This is a genomic window from Klebsiella sp. CN_Kp066 (assembly GCF_040065135.1).
GTDB lineage: Bacteria > Pseudomonadota > Gammaproteobacteria > Enterobacterales > Enterobacteriaceae > Klebsiella > Klebsiella oxytoca.
On sequence record NZ_JBEAIU010000039.1, the window covers coordinates 37169 to 57869 of the forward strand.

Here is a 20701-nt window from a genome sequence, read left to right on the forward strand (position 1 = left end):
GAAAATGCCTTGTCGATATCGCAAAAAACAACAACAATCACTCTATTGTTGATGACACGGAGGCACTCATGTCTACCTCGTTTTTTGTCGCTGCCGACTGGCTGGCAGAGCATATTGATGACCCGGAAATCCAGATTATCGACGCGCGGATGGCGCCGCCGGGACAGGAAGAGCGCGATCTTAACGCTGAGTATCAGGCCGGTCATATTCCCGGCGCCGTCTTTTTTGATATCGAAGCCCTCTCCGATCACACCAGCCCGCTGCCGCACATGATGCCGCGCGCGGAGGCGTTTGCCGTCGCCATGCGCGAACTAGGCGTCAGCAGCGATAAGCACCTGGTGGTATACGATGAAGGTAATCTCTTCTCTGCGCCGCGCGCCTGGTGGATGCTGCGCACGTTCGGCGTTGAAAAGGTGTCGATTGTTGCGGGTGGGCTGGAAGGCTGGCGCCGCGATGGGCTACCGCTGGAGCAAGGCCTTCCCGAACTGCCGGAAGGGGATTTTGACGGACGCGTCGATCCGCTGGCGGTCAAGCGGCTGACCGATGTGCTGCTGGTCAGCCATGAAGGATCGGCGCAGATCGTCGATGCGCGTCCGGCAGGGCGCTTTAATGGCCAGGTGGCAGAGCCGCGACCGGGCCTGCGCTGCGGGCATATTCCCGGCGCGCTAAACGTGCCGTGGACTGAACTGGTGATTAACGGCGAACTTAAAACCACCGATGAACTCAACGAGATTTTTGCGCGTCAGGGCGTCGATTTTGAACGGCCGATTATTGCCAGCTGCGGCTCCGGCGTAACGGCGGCGGTCGTCGTGCTGGCGCTCACTACTCTCGGCGTTAACGGCGTTAGCCTGTACGACGGCTCATGGAGCGAATGGGGCGCGCGGACGGATTTACCGATTGAGCCGGCCCAGTAGGCAGTAGATAGCACAACGGGGGCCCGGGCCCCCGTTGTGTTAAATAATTCGATTTTGCTTAAAGTCGCGCAGGAAGCTGCCCCAGCGCTTTTCATAAAACGGCGTAATGTGGGCGATCATAAAGTGGCTAATTCCCTTTTCACCCTCCACCACCTGACAGATGTCAATCGGCTCATCGCCGGGAAGCGTATCGGTCGCCACGCTGCCGGTCGCCTGAATAACCTCCTCAATATCGCCTTCCGCTTCAATGCCAATCAGCAGGTTGGCTGGCGCATCGGCGCTGTCTTTGATAGAGCATAAAAACGCGCGCTTCACCGTTTTCAGCGTCTTAAACAACGCGGTCAGCGAGTCCACCATCTGCGCAGGCGGCTCGGCAACCTCAGACAGCAGCAGCGACTCTCCGCCTTCCAGCACGGTCTGGGTGCTGAGCGGGCTGCCCTCTTCGCCCAGCAGATGGCTGATCTCACGCGGCGCAAACTCTTTGCCGGTGGCGAGTTTGGCATTGAGATAGAGCGTCTCGCCGAGGGTCATGGCAAATAGCGTGCGCACCGGCATCACCACGAAAGACTGTTCGTCCTCAACGGCCTGCTGCAGCGCCGCCAGCGAGGTGAAGAAAGGAATGACCGATGTACCATCATCTTTTTCCCAGTGCTGCAGATCCAGTACGCTGTCTTCAACGACCTGCTCGCCCTGCGCGGCGGCTCCCGGTACCCAAACGGTGGCTTCCAGCAAACTGCGGAAAAAAGCCGGACGATGGCCTGGTTCTATAGCCGCCTTCTCCAGCAGGATTTCTAGCTCATTTTTAGTTTCGGACATAGTAGTTCCACAACGATGATCCCTCCGCCCCGACGCTCTCCTCAGCGGGAGAAAACCGAACGTTGTCTCATCCTCAGGGAGAGAGTCAGGGTGAGGGGAAAAAGTTATTCCGCGGTCAACAGATTCGCAATAGTGCGCACGCCGAGGCCGGTCGCGCCCGCCGACCACTGCTCAACCGCAGATTTGCGGTAGGTCGCCGAGCAGTCGATGTGCAGCCAGCCTTCATGGTAATTCTCCACGAAGTGGGACAGGAAGCCCGCCGCGGTGCTGGCGCCGGCCGGATAGGCCGCGCTGCCGGTATTGTTCAGTTCAGCAAAGTTGGACGGCAGCTGGCCGCGGTGGAACTCAGCCAGCGGCAGACGCCAGAAAGCTTCGTTTTCAGCCTGCGCGCTCGCCAGCAGTCGATTCGCCAGCCTGTCGTCAAAGCTGAACAGGGCGTGATAGTCATTGCCCAGCGCGGTTTTCGCCGCGCCGGTCAGCGTGGCGGCATCGATGATCAGCTCCGGCTTTTGCGCCGAAGCATCGATCAAGCCGTCCGCCAGCACCAGACGACCTTCCGCATCGGTGTTCATGATTTCCACGGTTTTGCCGTTGCGATAGTGAATAATATCGCCCAGTTTGAAGGCGTTACCGCTAATCAGGTTATCGGCACAGCACAGATACAGCTTCACGCGCTTGTTCAGGCCGCGAGTAATGGCGAACGCCAGCGCGCCGGTTACCGTCGCCGCGCCGCCCATATCGGACTTCATTGAGTCCATAAATGCGCTCTGCTTGATGCTGTATCCGCCTGAGTCAAAGGTAATGCCTTTGCCGACCAGACAGGCGTATACCGGAGCTTCTTTGTCGCCAGTCGGGTTATAGTCCAGCGCCAGCAGGACCGGCGGACGCTCGGATCCGCGGCCGACGGTGTGGAGGCCCAGGTAGTTCTGCTCGCGCAGATCTTCGCCCTTAGTGATGCGATAAGAGACGTTATCGCAGGCCACGCTGCACAGCAGGTCTACCGCACGCTGCGCCAGCTGTTCCGGCCCCAGCTCTTCCGCCGGGGCGTTGATGGTGTCGCGCACCCAGTCAATAATGGTCAGGCGGTTATCCAGTTCGCTTTTCTGCACATCGTCAAGAGCTGGCCACTCAACTTTGCGACTGCCTTTCGGGCCTTTATAACCCGCCCAGAACGCCCATGCGCGGTCGGTATCCCAGCCCTCGCCGTCAAGCGCGACATGTTTAATACCCATGCCGTCAATTTTACGCGCCGCGCGCTGAATCAAACCCAGGTCGTCTTTGCCGTTCAGGTGCAGGGCGATGCCGTCGTTATTCATGCTGTAAGACGCTTTTTCTCCCCAGCGCGCATCGGCTGGCTGAGCGGTAAGCGTAATTTTCATAGCTTCGGTCATTATCATTATCCTTCTTAGCAAACGGGCCGCCGTATGGCAGCCCGTAAAGTTCTTTCGCTCGTTGATTCACTCGGCTTAAAACCACCGGGTAAATCATGACGCGAAAATTATTCGGCTTCGTCTAACCAGACTAGCAGAATCGCCTCAAGAATTTTTTCATTGGATGCGTTTGGATCGTCATCAAACTCTTCCAGGTCGCAAATCCACTGATGCAGATCGGTGAAGCGAACGGTTTTCGGGTCGAGATCCGGGAAAGCGTCGTACAGCGCTTCGCCGATTTCACGACTATCGGTCCATTTAAGTCCCATATTAATGCTCGCGTGCGTGGTTGATGGTGTAACGCGGAATTTCGATGACCAAATCTTCGTCAGTCACCCGCGCCTGGCAGCTCAGACGGCTGTCGGGTTCAAGCCCCCAGGCCTTATCCAGCATGTCGTCTTCATCTTCGGTACTTTCAGCCAGCGAGTCAAAGCCTTCGCGCACGATGCAGTGGCAGGTGGTGCAGGCACAGGATTTTTCGCAGGCGTGTTCAATCTCAATGCCGCTACGCAGAGCAGCATCAAGAATGGTCTCACCGGTCTCAGCTTCCACAACTACGCCATCCGGACACAGGTCCTGGTGGGGCAGAAAAACAATTTTTGGCATTTTAAACCTCGTCCACGGATTGGCCTTTCAGCGCGATACGGACCGATTGATCCATACGACGTGCGGCAAATTCCTGGGTTTGTGTGTCGATATTTTTAATCGCTTCTTTGATTGCATCGGCATCATCGCCTGCCGCTGCGGCGCGTACTTGCTCCGCGGCGTCATCGATAGCCTGACGCTCTGCGGCGCTTAACAGCGCGGCGTCGGCGGCCAGCGCGCTGACCAGACTTTCCAGCACGCGTGCGGCTTCAACTTTTTGCTCGGCCAGCATACGCGCCTGGACGTCCTGTTCGGCGTAGCTCATCGAATCTTTAATCATGCTGGCGATCTCGCCATCGGTCAGACCGTAGGACGGCTTCACCTGAATTGAGGCCTCGACGCCGGTCGATTTCTCCATCGCCGTCACGCTCAGCAGACCGTCGGCATCCACCTGGAAGGTCACGCGAATATGCGCCCCGCCCGCCGGTAATGCCGGAATGCCGCGCAGCGCAAAGCGCGCCAGGGAACGGCAGTCCTGCACTAGCTCGCGCTCGCCCTGCATAACATGGATAGACATCGCCGTCTGGCCATCTTTGAAGGTGGTGAACTCCTGCGCGCGCGCGACAGGTATGGTGGTGTTACGCGGAATAACCTTTTCCACCAGGCCACCCATGGTTTCCAGCCCCAGGGAGAGTGGGATGACATCAAGCAGCAGCAGTTCGCTATCCGGCTTATTGCCTACCAGAATGTCCGCCTGAATCGCCGCGCCGATGGCGACGACTTTATCCGGATCGATAGAGGTCAGCGGCGTACGGCCAAAGAATTCGCCGACGCGTTCACGCACCAGCGGCACGCGGGTCGAGCCGCCCACCATCACCACTTCCAGAACCTCTTGCGCCTCAACGCCTGCATCTTTCAACGCGCGACGGCAGGCCAACAATGTACGTTTTACCAGCGGCGCGATCAGCTCATTAAACTGGCTGCGGGTCACTTCACCCTGCCAGCCACCGACATTCACCCGCGCCGTATCGGCATCGCTGAGGGCGATTTTCGCCGCGATGGCCGCGTCGAGCAGCTCACGCTGCAGGCGGTTATCGCTGCGATCGTTCAGGCCAGCCTGCTCGCGCAGATAATCGGCCAACAGATGATCGAAATCGTCACCGCCGAGCGCGGAATCGCCGCCGGTCGCCAGGACTTCAAATACGCCGCGACTCAAGCGCAGCACGGAGATATCAAAAGTGCCGCCGCCGAGATCGTAAACAGCGATAGTTCCTTCCTGACCGGAGTCCAGACCGTAGGCAATCGCCGCCGCAGTGGGTTCGTTCAGAAGACGCAGGACGTGCAGGCCCGCCAGACGCGCGGCATCTTTGGTACCCTGACGCTGGGCATCATCGAAGTAGGCCGGCACGGTGATCACTACGCCGTCAAGCTCGCCCGCCAGCGCCTCGGTGGCGCGTGCGGCCAGCGCCTTCAGAATATCGGCAGAGACGCGAACCGGATTGAGCAGTCCGCCCGTTGTCTGAATCATCGGCAGGCCGTTTTCGCTGGCCTGCAGGTGATAAGGCAGATGCGGGTAGCGGGCCTCGATATCGGCCAAAGAGCGCCCCATCATGCGTTTGACGGAGCTAATGGTGTTGACCGGATCCTGAGCGGCGTTTTGTCGCGCGTCGTAGCCCACCGTCAAACCCGAAGCCTGATAGTTCACCACCGATGGCAGCAAATAGCGCCCCTGATGGTCGGGCAGAGTTTCGGCCTGGCCGCTACGCACGGTAGCAACCAGTGAATTGGTGGTGCCCAGGTCGATACCCGCCGCCAGACGTCGCTGGTGCGGCGCGGCGCTCAGGCCAGGCTCACTAATTTGTAATAAGGCCATAATTGCTTCCGAAAATTAAAAATCGAGCAGTTTTTCTTCGAGTTGTTCCGCACTGCTTCGCAGTTTATCGAGAAAACGCAGCTTGCGCACGGTATCCGCCGCCGCCTCCCACGTCTCGTTATTCAGTTGTTCAACCATCAGCTGATGCCGGATATCAAATTGCGCTTTGACCCGCTTGATAAAACTTTCCAGCCGCGCTTCATCTTTCGCCTTGCCTATCTCATCAAGCTCTTCGCGCAGTTCCAGCTGTTCCATCAGGAACGCGGTATCGCGCACGGTATGCTGCTCGCTGGCGAGATCGAATCCGTGAAGCGAAAGGAGATATTCGGCGCGGGTCAGCGGGTGGCGAAGGGTTTGCCACGCCTGATTGATGGTGGCGGACTGCTGCACCGCGGCAAGCTGTTCGGCCGCGCTGCCGCTGGCGAACTTGTCCGGGTGATACTGGCGCTGTAGCTCCTGGTACCGGGCAGCCAGAGGTTCTAACGAAAGGGTATAGCTGGCCGGTAACCCGAAGAGGGTAAAATAGTCCATAACAACCTCAGGGTTAACGAGATAAAGCAAACCCCACTTACGGATGTCCGCAGTGGGGTTTAGATGACATTGCAATTACACGTTAAAGCTTTCGCCGCAGCCGCACTCGTCTTTCACGTTCGGGTTGGTGAACTTAAACCCTTCGTTAAGACCTTCTTTGACGAAGTCCAGCTGCGTGCCGTCGAGGAACTGCAAGCTTTTGCCGTCGATCACGACCTTCACGCCTTTGTCTTCAAACACGGTGTCTTCTGCCGCCGGCTCGTCAACAAACTCCAGTACATAAGCCATACCCGAGCAGCCGGAAGTTCTGACTCCCAGGCGCAGACCAAACCCTTTACCGCGGTTGGCCAGAAAGGTGTTGACTCGCGCTGCTGCACTGTCGCTTAAAGTAATCGACATAACAAACCTCAACTCTTAATTATTTTGCTTCACGTTTGCTTTTGTAATCCGCAATCGCGGCTTTAATCGCGTCTTCCGCCAGAATAGAGCAGTGAATTTTCACCGGCGGCAGTTCGAGCTCGTCGGCGATATCGGTGTTTTTAATCGCCTGAGCTTCGTCCAGCGACTTCCCTTTCACCCATTCGGTTACCAGGGAGCTGGAGGCAATAGCGGAACCGCAGCCGTAGGTCTTGAAACGCGCGTCTTCAATGATACCTTCATTGTTGACTTTAATCTGCAACTTCATCACGTCGCCGCACGCCGGTGCGCCAACCATACCGCTGCCGACGTTTTCGTCGCTATTGTCGAAAGAGCCGACGTTGCGCGGATTCTCGTAATGATCGATAACTTTTTCGCTGTAAGCCATGATGAATTCTCCTTATTGGTGCCGAATTAGTGATGTGACCATTCAATGCTGTTCAAATCCACGCCCTGCTTGAACATTTCCCACAGCGGAGAGAGTTCGCGCAGACGGCCGATGGAGTTACGGACCAGATTGATGGTGTAGTCAATCTCTTCTTCGGTAGTAAAACGACCTAAAGAGAAACGAATAGAGCTATGCGCCAGCTCGTCGGTCATCCCCAGCGCGCGCAGCACGTAGGACGGCTCGAGGCTTGCGGAAGTACAGGCTGAACCGGAGGAGACCGCCAGGTCTTTCAGCGCCATAATCAGCGACTCGCCTTCAACGTAGTTAAAGCTGACGTTGAGAATGTTCGGCGCGCCCTGCTCGAGATCGCCGTTCAGGTAGACCTCTTCCATATCTTTTACGCCGTCCCACAGACGGTTACGCAGGCCGCGCAGGCGGGCCATTTCGCTTTCCATCTCTTCTTTCGCGATACGGTAAGCTTCACCCATACCGACGATCTGGTGGACTGGCAGCGTCCCGGAACGCATGCCGCGCTCGTGACCGCCGCCGTGCATCTGCGCTTCGATACGAATACGCGGTTTACGACGCACGTACAGCGCGCCGATGCCTTTCGGGCCGTAGATTTTGTGGCCGGAGAAGGACATCAGGTCCACTTTCAGCTGGCTCAGGTCGATAGGCAGCTTGCCCACGCTCTGGGTCGCGTCAACGTGGTAAATGATACCGCGGGCACGGCACATCTCGCCGATGGTAGCGATATCCTGCACCACGCCGATTTCGTTATTCACGTGCATAATGGAAACCAGGATGGTGTCATCACGCATCGCGGCTTCCAGCTCTTTTAAATCGATAATGCCGTTACGCTGCGGGGCGAGGTAGGTCACTTCAAACCCTTCGCGCTCCAGCTGACGGCAGGTATCCAGCACGGCTTTGTGTTCGGTTTTGCTGGTGATGATGTGCTTGCCTTTTTTCTGATAAAAGTTGGCTGCACCTTTAATCGCCAGGTTATCGGATTCCGTCGCGCCGGAGGTAAAAACGATTTCGCGCGGGTCAGCGCCGACCAGCTCGGCAATCTGATTACGGGCGATATCTACCGCCTCTTCAGCCTGCCAGCCAAAACGGTGTGAACGAGAGGCCGGGTTACCAAAGGTCCCGTCCAGGGTCAGGAACTGCATCATTTTCTCGGCAACACGCGGGTCCACCGGCGTGGTTGCGGAGTAATCGAGATAGATCGGTAATTTCATTGCTCTATAAACTCCGTACATCGCTTCAATGCAAGGAATCAGGCAACCGGCTGGATGTACGACCGAGTACACAGGATGTCGGAGCATCCCGGCCTGATTCGAAAATCTTTTTATCTTTTTTACTCAGTTCGTTTCAGCTTGCAGCACATCGCTGCAAGATGAAACTGAACGAGAACTACGCGCGCAGTTTGACGTCGATAGCGTCCTGAGCACGGGTATTACGCTGGGATTCATGGTTGTGCTGACGACCGGAGACATCGAGGATTTCCTGGTTATTCACCAGTTCGCCCAGCGTGATGTTATTCAGAAAACCGGTCAGTCGCTCGCTCAGATCGCGCCACAGCGCGTGAGTAAGGCACTTATCGCCGCCCTGGCAGCCGCCTTTACCCTGACAACGGGTGGCGTCAACGGATTCGTCTACTGCGCTGATAACTTCGCCAACTGCGATGCTACCCGCTTCTTTACCTAACAGATAACCGCCGCCTGGACCACGTACGCTGGAAACCAGACCATTTTTGCGCAGGCGAGAGAACAGCTGTTCCAGATAGGAAAGCGAAATTCCCTGACGCTCTGAAATATCAGCCAACGGAACCGGACCCGATTCAGAGTTGAGCGCAACGTCAAGCATCGCGGTCACGGCATAACGCCCTTTAGATGTCAGTCTCATGTCTTACTTAACCTCAAACTCGCCCCTGCCCGGGCTTTTTATTAATATGGGTATTGCATAGCAAGGGCAAGTCTGACATTCCCGAGTAAATTGGTCAACTATTTACTTGACTGTTTTAGTCAGGTATTTGGCTTTCCGTGCCGTTTCACTTCAGCGCGGCCTGACGCCCTCACTCCGCCCCTCTTCCACAGGGAGAGGGGAACCCGCAACGACCGTGCCAGCATCGCGCCGCCGGGCAACGGCGGGCACTATTATTCTTTATTTTTCTGCTGCTGCTCAATTGACGCCAGCATGCCGCGCAGGATGTTTAGCTCCTGGCTTTCCGGACGGGCGCGAGTAAACAAACGGCGCAGTTTGTTCATCACCTGACCCGGGTGGCTGGCGCGAATAAATCCGGTTGCCAGCAGCGTCTGCTCCAGATGACCGTAGAAACGCTCTAAATCATCCACCAGCGGATACGGGGTTTCCTCATGCTCAACGACAGGTTCATTTTGTTCCTGCGCCGCCAGCCAGGCCATCCGGACTTCATAGGAGATAACCTGTACCGCCATCGCCAGGTTCAGCGAACTGTATTCCGGATTCGCGGCAATCGCCACGTGGTAGTGACACTTCTGCAGCTCTTCGTTAGTCAGGCCTACGCGTTCGCGGCCAAATACCAGCGCGATCGGCGCATGCTTCGCTTCCGCAACGCTTTTCAGACCGCATTCACGCGGATCGAGCATCGGCCACGGCAGCGTGCGAGAACGGGCGCTGGTTCCCACGACCAGGCTGCATCCCGCCAGGGCTTCATCGAGGGTATCAACGATGTTGGCATTGCCAATCACGTCGCTGGCTCCGGCCGCCAGAGCGATGGCCTGAGAATCAGGTTTAACCAGAGGATTGACCAGCCAGAGGTTGGTTAACCCCATGGTTTTCATTGCGCGGGCGACGGAGCCCATATTGCCGGTGTGTGAGGTTTCTACCAGTACGATTCGAATATTTTGCAGCATTATGGTTCTTCGGCTAAAGATTATTCGTGCATGCTATCATAAAACGGAGACATAAGCAGATTTCACTGTTACTATATGCGCCGTTTTTTCCTGTTCTTTAACATCCAGTGAGAGATACCGATGCATCCGATGCTGAACATCGCCGTGCGCGCAGCGCGCAAGGCGGGTAATTTAATTGCCAAGCACTACGAAACCCCTGACTCCGTAGAAACCAGCCAGAAAGGCAGCAATGATTTTGTGACCAACGTCGATAAAGCCGCAGAGGCGATGATTATCGAAACCATTCGCAAATCTTACCCGCAGCACACCATCATCACCGAAGAAAGCGGTGAGCACGCTGGTGAAGATCAGGATGTTCAATGGGTTATCGATCCACTGGATGGCACCACCAACTTTGTAAAACGTCTACCCCACTTCGCCGTATCCATTGCCGTACGCATTAAAGGCCGTACTGAAGTAGCCGTGGTTTACGATCCAATGCGTAACGAACTGTTTACCGCAACCCGCGGTCAGGGCGCGCAGCTGAACGGCTACCGCCTGCGCGGCAGCAGCGCTCGCGATCTCGATGGCACGATCATCGCCACCGGCTTCCCGTTCAAAGCAAAACAGCATGCGACCTCCTACATGAACATCCTCGGCAACATGTTTACCGAATGCGCGGACTTCCGCCGTACCGGTTCCGCCGCCCTGGATCTGGCCTACGTTGCTGCTGGCCGCGTTGACGGCTACTTTGAAATCGCGCTGAAACCGTGGGATTTCGCGGCCGGCGAGCTGATCGCCCGTGAAGCCGGCGCTATCGTCTGCGACTTTACCGGTGGCCATAACTACCTGCTGACCGGCAACATCGTTGCAGGCAACCCGCGCGTTGTGAAAGCGATGCTGGCCAATATGCGCGAGCAGCTGAGCGAAGCGCTGAAGCGTTAATTTCTCACCGCATGAAAAACAAAAAGGAAGCCGCGGCTTCCTTTTTTTATCGCTTCAAAACGGACGCAGGCCGCCGCCCGATGGCATCGCGCTGCTCCACATCACTATCGCCGCCGCCAGTAAGATGACGCCTCCGGCCAGCGCCAGCGTTGCCCAGCCAATCTGCTTCCACAGCGCCGGCGCCCGGCCGGCGCTCAGCCTGACCGCCAGCTGACGGAAGCCATGCACCAGCAGGGCCAGCGCGCTAATCGTTAACGAGGTACCTGCCGCCATCGCCATCGCGGCCGCCATGCCCCAGCTAAATACGCCGATAACCTTGCTGAATAACAGCACCATAATCGCTCCGGAGCAGGGCCGCATCCCCATTGACAGCACGATAGCCAGCCGCGCCCGCCAGTCGTCGCCGCTTTGCAGCTGTTCCGGCGCCGGCAGATGCTGATGCCCGCAGCCGCAGTTGGCGTGATGAACGTGATGCGCGGTGAAGGCGGTGAATGTCGGCCGGCGCAGCAGTACGCGCAGCTTTTTTAGCGCACGCCAGCACAGCAAAAGGCCCAGCGCGCCGACCAGCAGATAGCTTCCCTTTTCCAGCCAGAAGCTGCTCAGATGCAGCTGTCTTGCCGGCAGCCGCAGCAGCGTCAGCACCACGACGATTAAGGCGATGGCCACCAGCCCCTGCAGCAGCGAGGCGGCCAGGGTCAGACCGATGCTCGATTTCAGCTTCGATGGATGGGTTGCCAGCCAGGTGGTTATGACCACCTTGCCATGCCCCGGCCCCAGCGCATGCAGGACGCCGTAGGCGAAGCTAAATCCCAGCAGCGACAGCCCGGCAGCGGCAGGATTCTCCGCAACCGCCTGCAGAAGCCGACTCAGTTCGACATTCAGCGCGCGCTGCCAGACCGCGCTTTGCAGCAGCACCTGCGGCCAGGCCCGCCATAGCCAGAAGCCAGCTCCGGCTGCCAGCAGCAGAAACAGCGCCAGCGGCCACAGCTGACGCCAGCGCGGCGAACGGCCGTTTTGTGCAAAAATCACTGACATTGCAGCGTTACCTTTTGCGCGAAGTAATTCCCCAGTTCCATATCCTCCGGCGGCGCATCCGCTTTATCCAGCGACTGCGCGTAGGACAACATTTTTTCATTAGGTTTCGGCGTCATCACTTTTGCCGTGCAGCCCGCTGTCATTGCAGCCGGCAGAACAAAGTCTGCGTCCTGGTCATAATACATATCAACATAATAAGTTGGGTCGTAGGTGGAAAAGGTGAAGGTTTGCCCGGCCAGAGGCTGCGGCTTCGCCAGCGGCAGAGTAAAAGAGAGTACCGCCTGATGGCCGCTGCGCTCAAGGCCATAGCCATCGGGCCGATTATCAAACTTCACTCTCTCACCGTTATGCCACAGCTCGCTGAAATAGTGCTGGCCCAGTACGTTAGCCATCACTTCCGCCGCCAGCTTTTTCCAGATTTCGCTACCGGGTTTGGCGTTGCCCGCATCATAGAGCAGATCGGCGGAGGTGATTTCATCCATCGTCCAGCGCATTTTAAAGCCGGTAAGTTGCCCATTTTCCGCTACGGCCTCGGTTTGCAGACTAATGAAACTGTGCGGATGCGCCGCCGCAGATAGCGATAAAAACATGAAAAACGCTACGCTGACGCATTGTTTCACTCTCTTCATCTGTTCCTCGCGTGAAAAATTCTGTGAACCCCGCCAGCAATCCTGATGTAAAGACCCGGAAATGCCCTGTTCACCCGCAATACATTAACTACTCTTAACGAAAACCCTAACTGGAACTAACCGGATGATGACAGTGATTGAACCACCATCTGTGCTTTCCAGTCCACAGCGCCGTAGCCAGGTGCTCCTGATGTTTTATCTGCCCGGGCAGTCCGTGACGCCCGAATGGCTGGGTAACCTCACCCAGGTTGATGAGGATACCGCCCGGCAGGACATCGCGGAGACGGGACGCGAAATTCAGCGTTATCACCGCTTGACCCTGACTTCACAAGCGGACGGCAGCTATCGGATGGAAGGCGCCGCGCTCGATCAACGCTTATGCCTGCTGCACGGCCTGCGCCGCGGGCTGCGCCTGTGCCCGCATTTTGTCAGCCACCATTTTACCCCGGCTCTGAAAACGCAGCTTAAACAGCAAGGTATCGCACGCACGCTCTATGATGACACCAATCTTCAGGCATTGGTCAACCGCTGCTCGCGCGCCCTGAACCGGCAGTTTGACTGCCGCGACGTGCATTTTCTGCGTCTTTATTTACAGTATTGTTTGCTGCAGCACCACCTTGGGCAGAGTCCCTCTTTCACTCACGAGCAGCAGCGCTGGGCGCAGGCCGCCGCCGAATTTGCCCTCGCGGAGGAGATTGTCCGCCACTGGCAGCGGCGGGTTGCGGCAGCGCCCCACGCAGGAGAACAGCTGTTTTTGACCCTGCTGTTTATGCTGTTGAAAACTCCCGATCCTATTCGCGATGGTCATCAGCAGGATCGACGTCTGCATCTGGCTATATCTGGCCTGATTCACCGCTTTCAGAACCTGGCGGGTCGTCCGTTTAGCGATGAACAGGGGCTCAGCGATCAACTCTATATCCACCTCTCGCAGGCGTTACATCGCAGCGTTTTCGCTATCGGTATCGATAACGCGCTGCCGGAGGAAATTGGCCGTCTTTATCCCCGCCTGATGCGCACCACCCAGGCCGCACTGGAGGAGTTTGAAGCCAGCTGGCAAGTGCGGTTTAGCCAGGAGGAAGTCAGCCTGATCGCGGTGATTTTCGGCGCATGGCTGATGCAAAAAAGCGATCTGCAAGAGAAGCAGGTGGTGCTGCTTACCGATGATAATCCGGATCTTGAGCAGTCGCTGGAGCAGCAGCTGCGCGAGTTAACCCTGTTGCCGCTCAATATCAAGTATTTGAGCGTGAGCACCTTTCAGAAAGAGGGCGCCCCGAAGGAAGTGACGCTGATCGTCACTCCCTATACCACCGCGCTACCGCTGTTTTCACCGCCGCTGTTTCATGCTGAAGAGGCGTTCAGCGATCATCAGCAGCAGCAGATTTGCAAAATGCTGGAGGCCTAGGCTACCGCTTTTGGCCTCACCACCAGCGCCGGTAAGGCCACCAACGCCATTACCCAGAACACGCCCTGGTGCAGATGCTGGTAGAGGAAACCGGCAAATACCGTCATCACCGCAATGCTGCCGCCCATCGCGACGGCGGAGTAGACCGCCTGCAGGCGGATCACTTCGCTGCCCTGACGCGCTGCGATATAGCGCATCGCCGCCAGATGGCACACCGTAAAGGTGCCGCAGTGGAGGATCTGCGCGACGATAAGCCAGGGTAGCGCCGTCGTCCAGCCCATCAACGTCCAGCGAATCAGCCCGCACACCGCGGACAGCAGCAGTAGATCGCGGGCGCTAAAGCGACGGAAGACTTTTTTGCTCAGCGCGAAAATCACCACTTCCGCCACCACGCCAAGCGACCACAGATAGCCCACCGCGGAGGCCGAATACCCCGCCTCCTGCCAGTAGATAGCGCTAAATCCGTAGTAGGCGGCGTGCGCTCCCTGCAGCAAACAGACGCAGGCGAGGAAGCGCCAGCTTTGCCGCACCAGCGTAAGCCAGGCCGCCAGGCCGGCCGCTTCCTGCTGGCGGGACTCTCCCTGCGGCTGCACCGACGGTTTCAGCAGCATGCCGAGCAGCATTGAAGCAATACCGACGCTGAGCATCACCAGTATCATCCGGTAGTCATACAGGCTGACCAGCTTCCCGGTTAGCGCCGAACCAATGACGAAAGCTATCGATCCCCACAGACGCACGCGCCCGTAGTCCATGGTGATCTGCTTTTGCCAGGTATTCGCCAGCGCGTCGGTGAGCGGCACCAGCGGCGAGAAAAAGAGGTTAAAGCCGACGATAATCACCATTAGCCAGGCGACATGATGGCCGACCCAAAATGCGAGCGCAAAAAGCAGCGTCAGCAAAGCCAGAATGCGTAGAGAAGAGATCAGTCGGGACGGGTCGCTGACCCGCGGCGCAATCAGCAGGCTGCCAAGAAAACGCGACACCAGCCCGGCGCCGAGCAGCATACCGATGGTTTCCGGCGTCAGGCCAAGTCCGGAAAGCCAGACGCTCCAGAAAGGCAGGAAGATACCGTAGCTAAAGAAATAGGTGAAGTAACTAAGCGCCAGCCAGCGCGTGGAGTGTAAGACCATGATTCCCTCCCGAATGGAGGCGACAGTCTGGCGATAAAGCGGGGCGGGTGCAAGAGGCAATTATCCTGCCCGTCTCCGGGCAGGTTCAGGATTAACAGGAATGAATTTTCAGCGTCATTTTTTGCCGCATGCTCTCACCGCATAACAGCGTATTCAACTGACCAAAGTCCGGACGATGATGATCGTCAGGCGCATGGCTCATGGGTTCAAAACAGAAGAAATCAAACGCATACCCCTTATCAAACGCCGGGTCGGAAACAAAGACGAAATAGCATGGCGCAGGCGGCTCGGTGGTCATCGAAAGCTGATACCCCAAATCCGGCTGCTGGATTGCCACAGCGCCATCCCAGCCGGAAAAACCATTGTTCACCCAGTGCGTAGGCAGCGGGGATGGATGATTGAAATCCAGCTCCGACGGCAAGCTTTCTTGATGCTCACCGGTTAGCCAGTGCTCTTTTTCAAGCCAGTAGCCGTTGGTATGCGCCTGCACGCGGGTTTCTGACGACAACGGGAAATAGGGGTGCCAGCCAAGGCCAAACGGCAACGAATCGCCATCATTAGTGACAACCAGCTCTACCTCAATACCGTTCTCGTTCAGAGTAAATAACTGCTGCGCCGTATAGCGATAAACGCCCTGCGGATGGATATACTCTAATTTAAGCTGCGTCGGGGATTGCTCAAGGCAGCGCCAGGCATTCAGCCAGCCATCGCCGTGAAGGTAATGGCTATCCCACTCAACGTTAGGCCGTAACTGATACTCTCCCGTCGGCGAACAAAACCGATTCCCACTGACCCGGTTACCAAACGGCACGAGCGGGAAACAAGAAGATTCCACCGCAATTCCACTTTTCCGTCCCGGGCGCAGCACGGGGACCGATTTCCCCTGGTTCCGCCACCATAGTCCTTCGATAGCGCCGCCCTGATCCGCAATCTCAAGCCGCAGCGTTCCGTTTTCCAGCGTATAAAGCGTCATCTGGCCTCCTTAATCGGGAAAATTAATCACCACTTTGCCGCACTTACCGCTCGCCATCAGCGCATAAGCGTCTCCCGCCTGCTCAAGAGAAAAACGATGCGTAATGGCGCTATGTGGCCAAAGCTTCCAGTCGGTCAGATCGCGGGCGCATTTTTCCATATGGAACAGGCTGGTCACCCAGGAGCCGATAATACGCCGCTGGTGATGCATCAGGTCGGCGCTCACCTCAAATTCAACTTTCCCGGTTTCACCGATATAGACCACCCGCCCCCAGTCCGCGGTCGATTGTAGCGCCAGCAGGCGTCCGGCAGCATTACCAGAACAATCGAGCGCAACGTCTGCACCACCGTGCGTCAGTTCGGCAATCAGCGCCGGAAGGTTTTCCGTCGTCGCCAGGAATCCGTTGTCCATCACGCCAAGCTGCTTTGCCGTCGCCAGGCGATCCGGAAGCATATCGACGCCGATAACGCGCTTCGCGCCGCGTCCCTTCGCCAGCATCATAGCCATCATGCCGACCGGCCCCAGACCAACCACCAGAACATTGTCGCTACCGGATACTTCGCCGCGCAAAATGCCCTCATAGGCAGTCCCAACGCCGCAGCTAATAAACGCCCCATCTTCGTAGCTCAGGGCATCCGGAAGATGAATCAAGTCTTTTTCTTCCGCTAATAAATATTCCGCATGACCGCCATCGCGCTGCCAGCCGTAGGCCGCTTTGCCCTCCCCGGTACAGGAAATAGGGAAGCCGCGGCGGCAGTTAGAGCAGAACCCGCAGCCGGAAATATGGTAAACCAACACCCGATCGCCCGCTTTAAAGTGGCGGCATCCTGCGCCCGTTTCAATAATTTGCCCACACGGCTCATGGCCATTAATAAACCCCTGATACAGGGGCTTATCCGGTGCCGCAGCGGTACCACGGTGCTGATGATAAATATAGTGCACATCGCTACCGCAAATTCCTGAGGATTTCATTTTAATCAGGACTTGGTTAATTCCTGGGGTCGGCACAGGGACTTCTCTAAGCTCAACTGTGGAGTTTCCGGGTAAAAAAGCAGCCAGCATTGTTTTCATAATTCCCTCTATACAAATTAATAAACATTAATGTTTGATTTTATTATTGCGTTGGGTCAGCAAAATATTCGCCAGCACCGCCACCACAATAATTAATCCGCGAACAACCTGCTGGAAGAATGAATTAATCCCCAGCAGCACCAGTCCATTGCCAATAAGGGTTATCACCAGCACCCCTAATAAGGTGCCAAACAGCGAACCGCGGCCGCCCGACAGCGCGGTACCTCCAACCACCACTGCGGCAATAACATCAAACTCCAGACCATTTGCCGCCCCCGCATTACCCGACCCCAGTCTGGCAGCCAAAAGAATTCCCGTGATCGCGGCCAGCAAGCCGGAAAGCGTAAAAATCAAAATCCGTACGCGTTTGACGTTAATCCCGCAAAGTTGGGCCGCTGCAGCATTACCACCGGTAGCAAAAACGGAACGGCCAAACGCGGTCTTACGGCTGATAAAAACAAAGATGGCGAACAGAATCAGCATAATTAATGCCGATACGGGAATACCAAAAAACTGCCCACCCAGCCAGTCCAGAATCTCACTTTCATCAATAGGTACCGGAAGCGCGTTGGTCATAAACAATCCCATACCACGTAATGCGCTCCACAAACCTAAAGTGGCAACAAAACTGGGAACGCTGAATACTCCCCGAAGTACTCCGGCTAGCGTCCCAAGAGCGGCTCCAAGTAATAAAACCAGCAGGCAGGCTACGCTAAGCGGTACTTGAAACTGCAGCAGGTAAGCCAGACAGACGGAGATAAACGCCACCATAGGTCCGACGCTGACATCTATCTCGCCGGAAATAATAATCAGCGTCATCGCCCATGCGGCAATCCCGATCGTTGCGGCATCGCGCAGCACGTTCATTTGATTGCTTAAAGAAATAAATCCCGGCGCGTTAAATGAAAAAATCAGATACAAAATAGTAATAACCACCAGCAGGCCAATTTCATTAATATGACGGCTGATAAACTGCTTCGGTGTAGCTCTTTTGCCTTGCGGCAGCGTTAATGATGAGGCGGACATCTGTGAGTTCCTCAATAAACGTAATGGCTAATGCGTGGATAAAATTGCCGACATTAATTCATCGACGTTGACAGGGGCTAAAAGCTCGCGGCTAAACTCGCCGTTTTGCAGTAGCAAAATACGATCGCACACTAACGGCAGCTCTTCTATTTCGCTGGAAATGAATATGATACTTTTACCTTCAGCAGCCAGCTCCCGCACAATGCGATATATCTGCTGCTTGGCTTCGATATCGACTCCACGCGTCGGTTCATCAAGAAGTAATATTTCGCTACCGGCGTAAACCCAGCGCCCAATCACCACCTTTTGCTGATTGCCACCCGATAAGGTCCCAATTGCCGTTTGCGTAGTTGCCGCTTTAACCGTCATTCGGCGCATCACTGCCGCCGTCAATTCCTCGATCCGTTGCCAGTTCAGGACGCCGCGTTGACTCACCTTATGCCGGTTAGTCATCACCGTATTTTCATCCACACCCAGTAGTGGAATAATCCCCGCCTCCTTACGGTTTTCCGGGGTATAACCTACGCCGCTTTTCAGCATGGTAGCGTATTCCGGCCGCATAATTCTTACGCCATTGAGCGTAATTTCCCCGCTGGAGAAAGGTTCTAATCCAACGATCGCCTTAAGTAACTCGCTACGTCCAGACCCCAGCAGCCCGGCAATGCCCAACACTTCGCCGCGGTGTAACGTAAAGCTAATATTGTGCAACTTAGGCGGATGGCATAACTGAGTGACATGCAGAACCGGCATCGTAAGCAAGGTATCAGACTTCACCAGCGGGAGATCAACATGCTCTTTGCCCAACATCAGCGAGACGATTTCCTGGGTTGTCGTACTATCCAGAGTGACGTCCCCCGCCACCTGACCGTCGCGCATGATGGTCGCGCAGGATGCAATTCGGCGGATTTCTTCCATACGATGGCTAACATAAATCACCGCAATGCCCAGCGCCGACATCCTTTTTACCGCGTTGATCACCAGCTCAACTTCCGCATTCGCCAGCGAGCTGGTCGGTTCATCAAGAATGACCACCTGCGGCTGGCCTTTCATCACGCGGGCAATCTCCACTAGTTGCTTTTGTGCCGGACTGAGCGTATCGACCAGGGCATCAGGCGGAACGTCCACCCCGAGAGCGGCCAGTGCTTCAGTGGCATGATGGGCCATAAGAGACTGGTCAATCATGCCGCTACGCCGCGGCCACTCTCCCAGACAGAGATTCTCCGCCACCGTTAATCCTTCCACCAGGCTCAACTCCTGGTATACAGCTCTGACCCCCAGCTCCGCCGCACGTCGCGTCAGCGTGGCATCGTTACCCTCAAGACGAATTCCTCCCAACCAGATTTCGCCGCTATCAGGACTTTCACTGCCGGTTAGCATGCGAATAAGCGTCGACTTTCCCGCGCCATTTTTTCCCAATAGCGCGCGAACCTCCCCCTTTGAGAGAGTAAAATCGACGTTATCAAGCGCAACGACGCCGGGATAACGTTTATTGCCCCCGATGATTTTCGCGACCGCCGCCGAACCATTTTCTATTACCGTCATAATATCGCTACCTCTATTAGCTGACATAAGTCATCAAGGCAGACCATCGACATGGGTAGCCAGCCACTGCTTTCCATCTTCAGATTTAACGTAGATATCGATATCGACAGGAATAATTTTATTTTCCGCGGGAGTTTTATTAATTACGTTCATGGTTTGCGCAAAAACGGCGTTGCCCATTTTCTTACCGGAAATATCCACAACCGCCTTCAGCACCTGATAATTCTGTAATTCCTGCGCGATTTCCGTTGTCATATCAGAGCCAAATACGGCTATTTTTCCCACTTTGCCCTGGTTACGTACCGCTTTAACCGCGCCCAACGTCGCGCCGCCCGACTCTCCCATAATGGCGTCCAGGTCAAGTGAGGAGATAATCAACTTCTCGCCCACAGAAATAGCTTTATCGAGAACGGTCCCTTCCTGATTAGCGACAATCTGCATACCCGGAACGCGAGCTTTTAGCGCAGCTTCAAAGCCTTTTCGCCGCTGAACGCATACTTCGAACGCTTCACAGTTAATGACCGCAATTTTTGGCGCGCCGATATTGTTGGCAATAAAATAATCGGCGGCAGCGTCACCCAGCTTTTTACCAAATTCAAGCGGATCGCCAACCAGATAAGCAGATACATACTTATCCACGCCTTTCTCATTAATACAGGTGTTGTAACAAATAACCGGAATACCCGCATCACTGGCCCGGCGAACCGCGCGACTGCTGCCATTTTCTGAAACGGCAGAAAGAATGATGGCATCAACGTTACGCGCAACCAGCGTATCAATAAACGAACTCTCTTTAGAAATGTCTCCCTGAGCGTTGGTTTCAATCAACTGAATTTTTGCCTGGCTCTCTTTGGCTGCATCCTGCACGCCCTGACGAACACCGGCATAATAACCCTGAGTATCAAGATAGATAGCACCGACGGTAACCTCTTTCTCTGCACTAAAACCCGGGAATGAAATACTCAACAACGTTAACAGTAAACATGAAAAAAATGAGACTGCTTTATTTTTAGGCATACGTGCCTCCTGTAGGGTCAGGCATTTATTGTTGTTTGGTTTCGGCGGCAAACGGGCATGCCGCCGAACGATTTCACGTATTCTAAACATCTCGGGAAAAG

The 20701-nt window shown here is 55.8% G+C and carries 22 protein-coding genes; 3 read left to right on the forward strand and 19 right to left on the reverse strand.

Annotation, left to right across the window (positions count from 1 at the left end; genetic code table 11):
* Window positions 1–68: 68 nt before the first annotated feature.
* Window positions 69–914, forward strand: coding sequence for a 3-mercaptopyruvate sulfurtransferase (sseA, locus tag ABLV75_RS15310; RefSeq protein WP_023329917.1), 846 nt, complete (start codon window positions 69–71; stop codon window positions 912–914).
* Window positions 915–953: 39 nt separating this feature from the next.
* Here sseA and sseB read toward each other — a convergent pair whose 3' ends face one another.
* The 11 genes from sseB to trmJ form a co-directional block, all read right to left on the reverse strand.
* The gene (sseB, locus tag ABLV75_RS15315; protein ID WP_023329918.1) at window positions 954–1730 is read right to left on the reverse strand and encodes an enhanced serine sensitivity protein SseB; all 777 of its coding nucleotides are present in this window, start codon (window positions 1728–1730) and stop codon (window positions 954–956) included.
* Between the two features lie 104 nt (window positions 1731–1834).
* On the reverse strand, window positions 1835–3121 hold the full coding sequence (gene pepB / locus ABLV75_RS15320) for an aminopeptidase PepB (protein WP_023329919.1): 1287 nt from the start codon (window positions 3119–3121) through the stop codon (window positions 1835–1837).
* 107 nt (window positions 3122–3228) lie between these two features.
* Entirely contained in the window at window positions 3229–3429 is a 201-nt protein-coding gene (gene iscX / locus ABLV75_RS15325) for a Fe-S cluster assembly protein IscX (RefSeq protein WP_004104502.1), read from the reverse strand.
* Between the two features lies 1 nt (window position 3430).
* Complete coding sequence (fdx, locus tag ABLV75_RS15330; RefSeq protein ID WP_004104503.1) at window positions 3431–3766, reverse strand: ISC system 2Fe-2S type ferredoxin; 336 nt, start codon at window positions 3764–3766, stop codon at window positions 3431–3433.
* 1 nt (window position 3767) lies between these two features.
* Entirely contained in the window at window positions 3768–5618 is a 1851-nt protein-coding gene (gene hscA / locus ABLV75_RS15335) for a Fe-S protein assembly chaperone HscA (protein ID WP_004114424.1), read from the reverse strand.
* A 15-nt stretch (window positions 5619–5633) separates the two neighbouring features.
* The gene (gene hscB / locus ABLV75_RS15340) at window positions 5634–6149 is read right to left on the reverse strand and encodes a co-chaperone HscB (RefSeq protein ID WP_004114426.1); all 516 of its coding nucleotides are present in this window, start codon (window positions 6147–6149) and stop codon (window positions 5634–5636) included.
* A 75-nt stretch (window positions 6150–6224) separates the two neighbouring features.
* On the reverse strand, window positions 6225–6548 hold the full coding sequence (gene iscA / locus ABLV75_RS15345; protein WP_004104506.1) for an iron-sulfur cluster assembly protein IscA: 324 nt from the start codon (window positions 6546–6548) through the stop codon (window positions 6225–6227).
* 19 nt (window positions 6549–6567) lie between these two features.
* Window positions 6568–6954 carry a Fe-S cluster assembly scaffold IscU gene (gene iscU, locus ABLV75_RS15350; RefSeq protein ID WP_002913991.1) on the reverse strand — a complete coding sequence of 129 codons (387 nt, stop codon included), beginning with the start codon at window positions 6952–6954 and terminating at the stop codon, window positions 6568–6570.
* Window positions 6955–6980: 26 nt separating this feature from the next.
* On the reverse strand, window positions 6981–8195 hold the full coding sequence (gene iscS, locus ABLV75_RS15355) for a cysteine desulfurase (RefSeq protein ID WP_004134936.1): 1215 nt from the start codon (window positions 8193–8195) through the stop codon (window positions 6981–6983).
* Between the two features lie 175 nt (window positions 8196–8370).
* Window positions 8371–8862, reverse strand: a complete 492-nt coding sequence (iscR, locus tag ABLV75_RS15360; RefSeq protein ID WP_004104510.1) for a Fe-S cluster assembly transcriptional regulator IscR — start codon at window positions 8860–8862, stop codon at window positions 8371–8373.
* A 251-nt stretch (window positions 8863–9113) separates the two neighbouring features.
* Window positions 9114–9851: a tRNA (cytosine(32)/uridine(32)-2'-O)-methyltransferase TrmJ gene (trmJ, locus tag ABLV75_RS15365; RefSeq protein ID WP_004114430.1), complete on the reverse strand. Its 738-nt coding sequence runs from the start codon at window positions 9849–9851 to the stop codon at window positions 9114–9116.
* 120 nt (window positions 9852–9971) lie between these two features.
* On the opposite strand from trmJ, the gene suhB reads away from it, so the two are divergent.
* A complete protein-coding gene (gene suhB / locus ABLV75_RS15370; protein ID WP_004104514.1) occupies window positions 9972–10775 on the forward strand; it encodes an inositol-1-monophosphatase in 804 nt (267 codons plus the stop codon).
* A 54-nt stretch (window positions 10776–10829) separates the two neighbouring features.
* On the opposite strand, the gene ABLV75_RS15375 is transcribed toward suhB, so the two are convergent.
* Window positions 10830–11810: a nickel/cobalt transporter gene (locus ABLV75_RS15375; protein WP_004104516.1), complete on the reverse strand. Its 981-nt coding sequence runs from the start codon at window positions 11808–11810 to the stop codon at window positions 10830–10832.
* A complete protein-coding gene (locus ABLV75_RS15380; protein ID WP_004114434.1) occupies window positions 11801–12439 on the reverse strand; it encodes a DUF1007 family protein in 639 nt (212 codons plus the stop codon). The genes ABLV75_RS15375 and ABLV75_RS15380 overlap by 10 nt, the downstream gene beginning before the upstream one ends.
* 124 nt (window positions 12440–12563) lie before the next feature.
* On the opposite strand from ABLV75_RS15380, the gene csiE reads away from it, so the two are divergent.
* Window positions 12564–13841: a stationary phase inducible protein CsiE gene (csiE, locus tag ABLV75_RS15385; protein ID WP_004104520.1), complete on the forward strand. Its 1278-nt coding sequence runs from the start codon at window positions 12564–12566 to the stop codon at window positions 13839–13841.
* Here the strand turns inward: csiE and ABLV75_RS15390 are convergent.
* From ABLV75_RS15390 to ABLV75_RS15415, 6 genes are all read right to left on the reverse strand, one after another.
* On the reverse strand, window positions 13838–14971 hold the full coding sequence (locus tag ABLV75_RS15390) for a 3-phenylpropionate MFS transporter (RefSeq protein WP_004104522.1): 1134 nt from the start codon (window positions 14969–14971) through the stop codon (window positions 13838–13840). The genes csiE and ABLV75_RS15390 overlap by 4 nt on opposite strands.
* 91 nt (window positions 14972–15062) lie before the next feature.
* Window positions 15063–15944, reverse strand: a complete 882-nt coding sequence (locus tag ABLV75_RS15395) for an aldose 1-epimerase (protein WP_004104525.1) — start codon at window positions 15942–15944, stop codon at window positions 15063–15065.
* 9 nt (window positions 15945–15953) lie between these two features.
* Entirely contained in the window at window positions 15954–17015 is a 1062-nt protein-coding gene (locus ABLV75_RS15400; RefSeq protein WP_004104527.1) for a zinc-binding dehydrogenase, read from the reverse strand.
* A 27-nt stretch (window positions 17016–17042) separates the two neighbouring features.
* Complete coding sequence (locus ABLV75_RS15405) at window positions 17043–18041, reverse strand: ABC transporter permease (protein WP_004104530.1); 999 nt, start codon at window positions 18039–18041, stop codon at window positions 17043–17045.
* A gap of 27 nt (window positions 18042–18068) precedes the next feature.
* A complete protein-coding gene (locus tag ABLV75_RS15410) occupies window positions 18069–19583 on the reverse strand; it encodes a sugar ABC transporter ATP-binding protein (RefSeq protein ID WP_049128400.1) in 1515 nt (504 codons plus the stop codon).
* A gap of 33 nt (window positions 19584–19616) precedes the next feature.
* A complete protein-coding gene (locus ABLV75_RS15415) occupies window positions 19617–20600 on the reverse strand; it encodes a substrate-binding domain-containing protein (RefSeq protein ID WP_004104536.1) in 984 nt (327 codons plus the stop codon).
* Window positions 20601–20701: the final 101 nt, after the last annotated feature.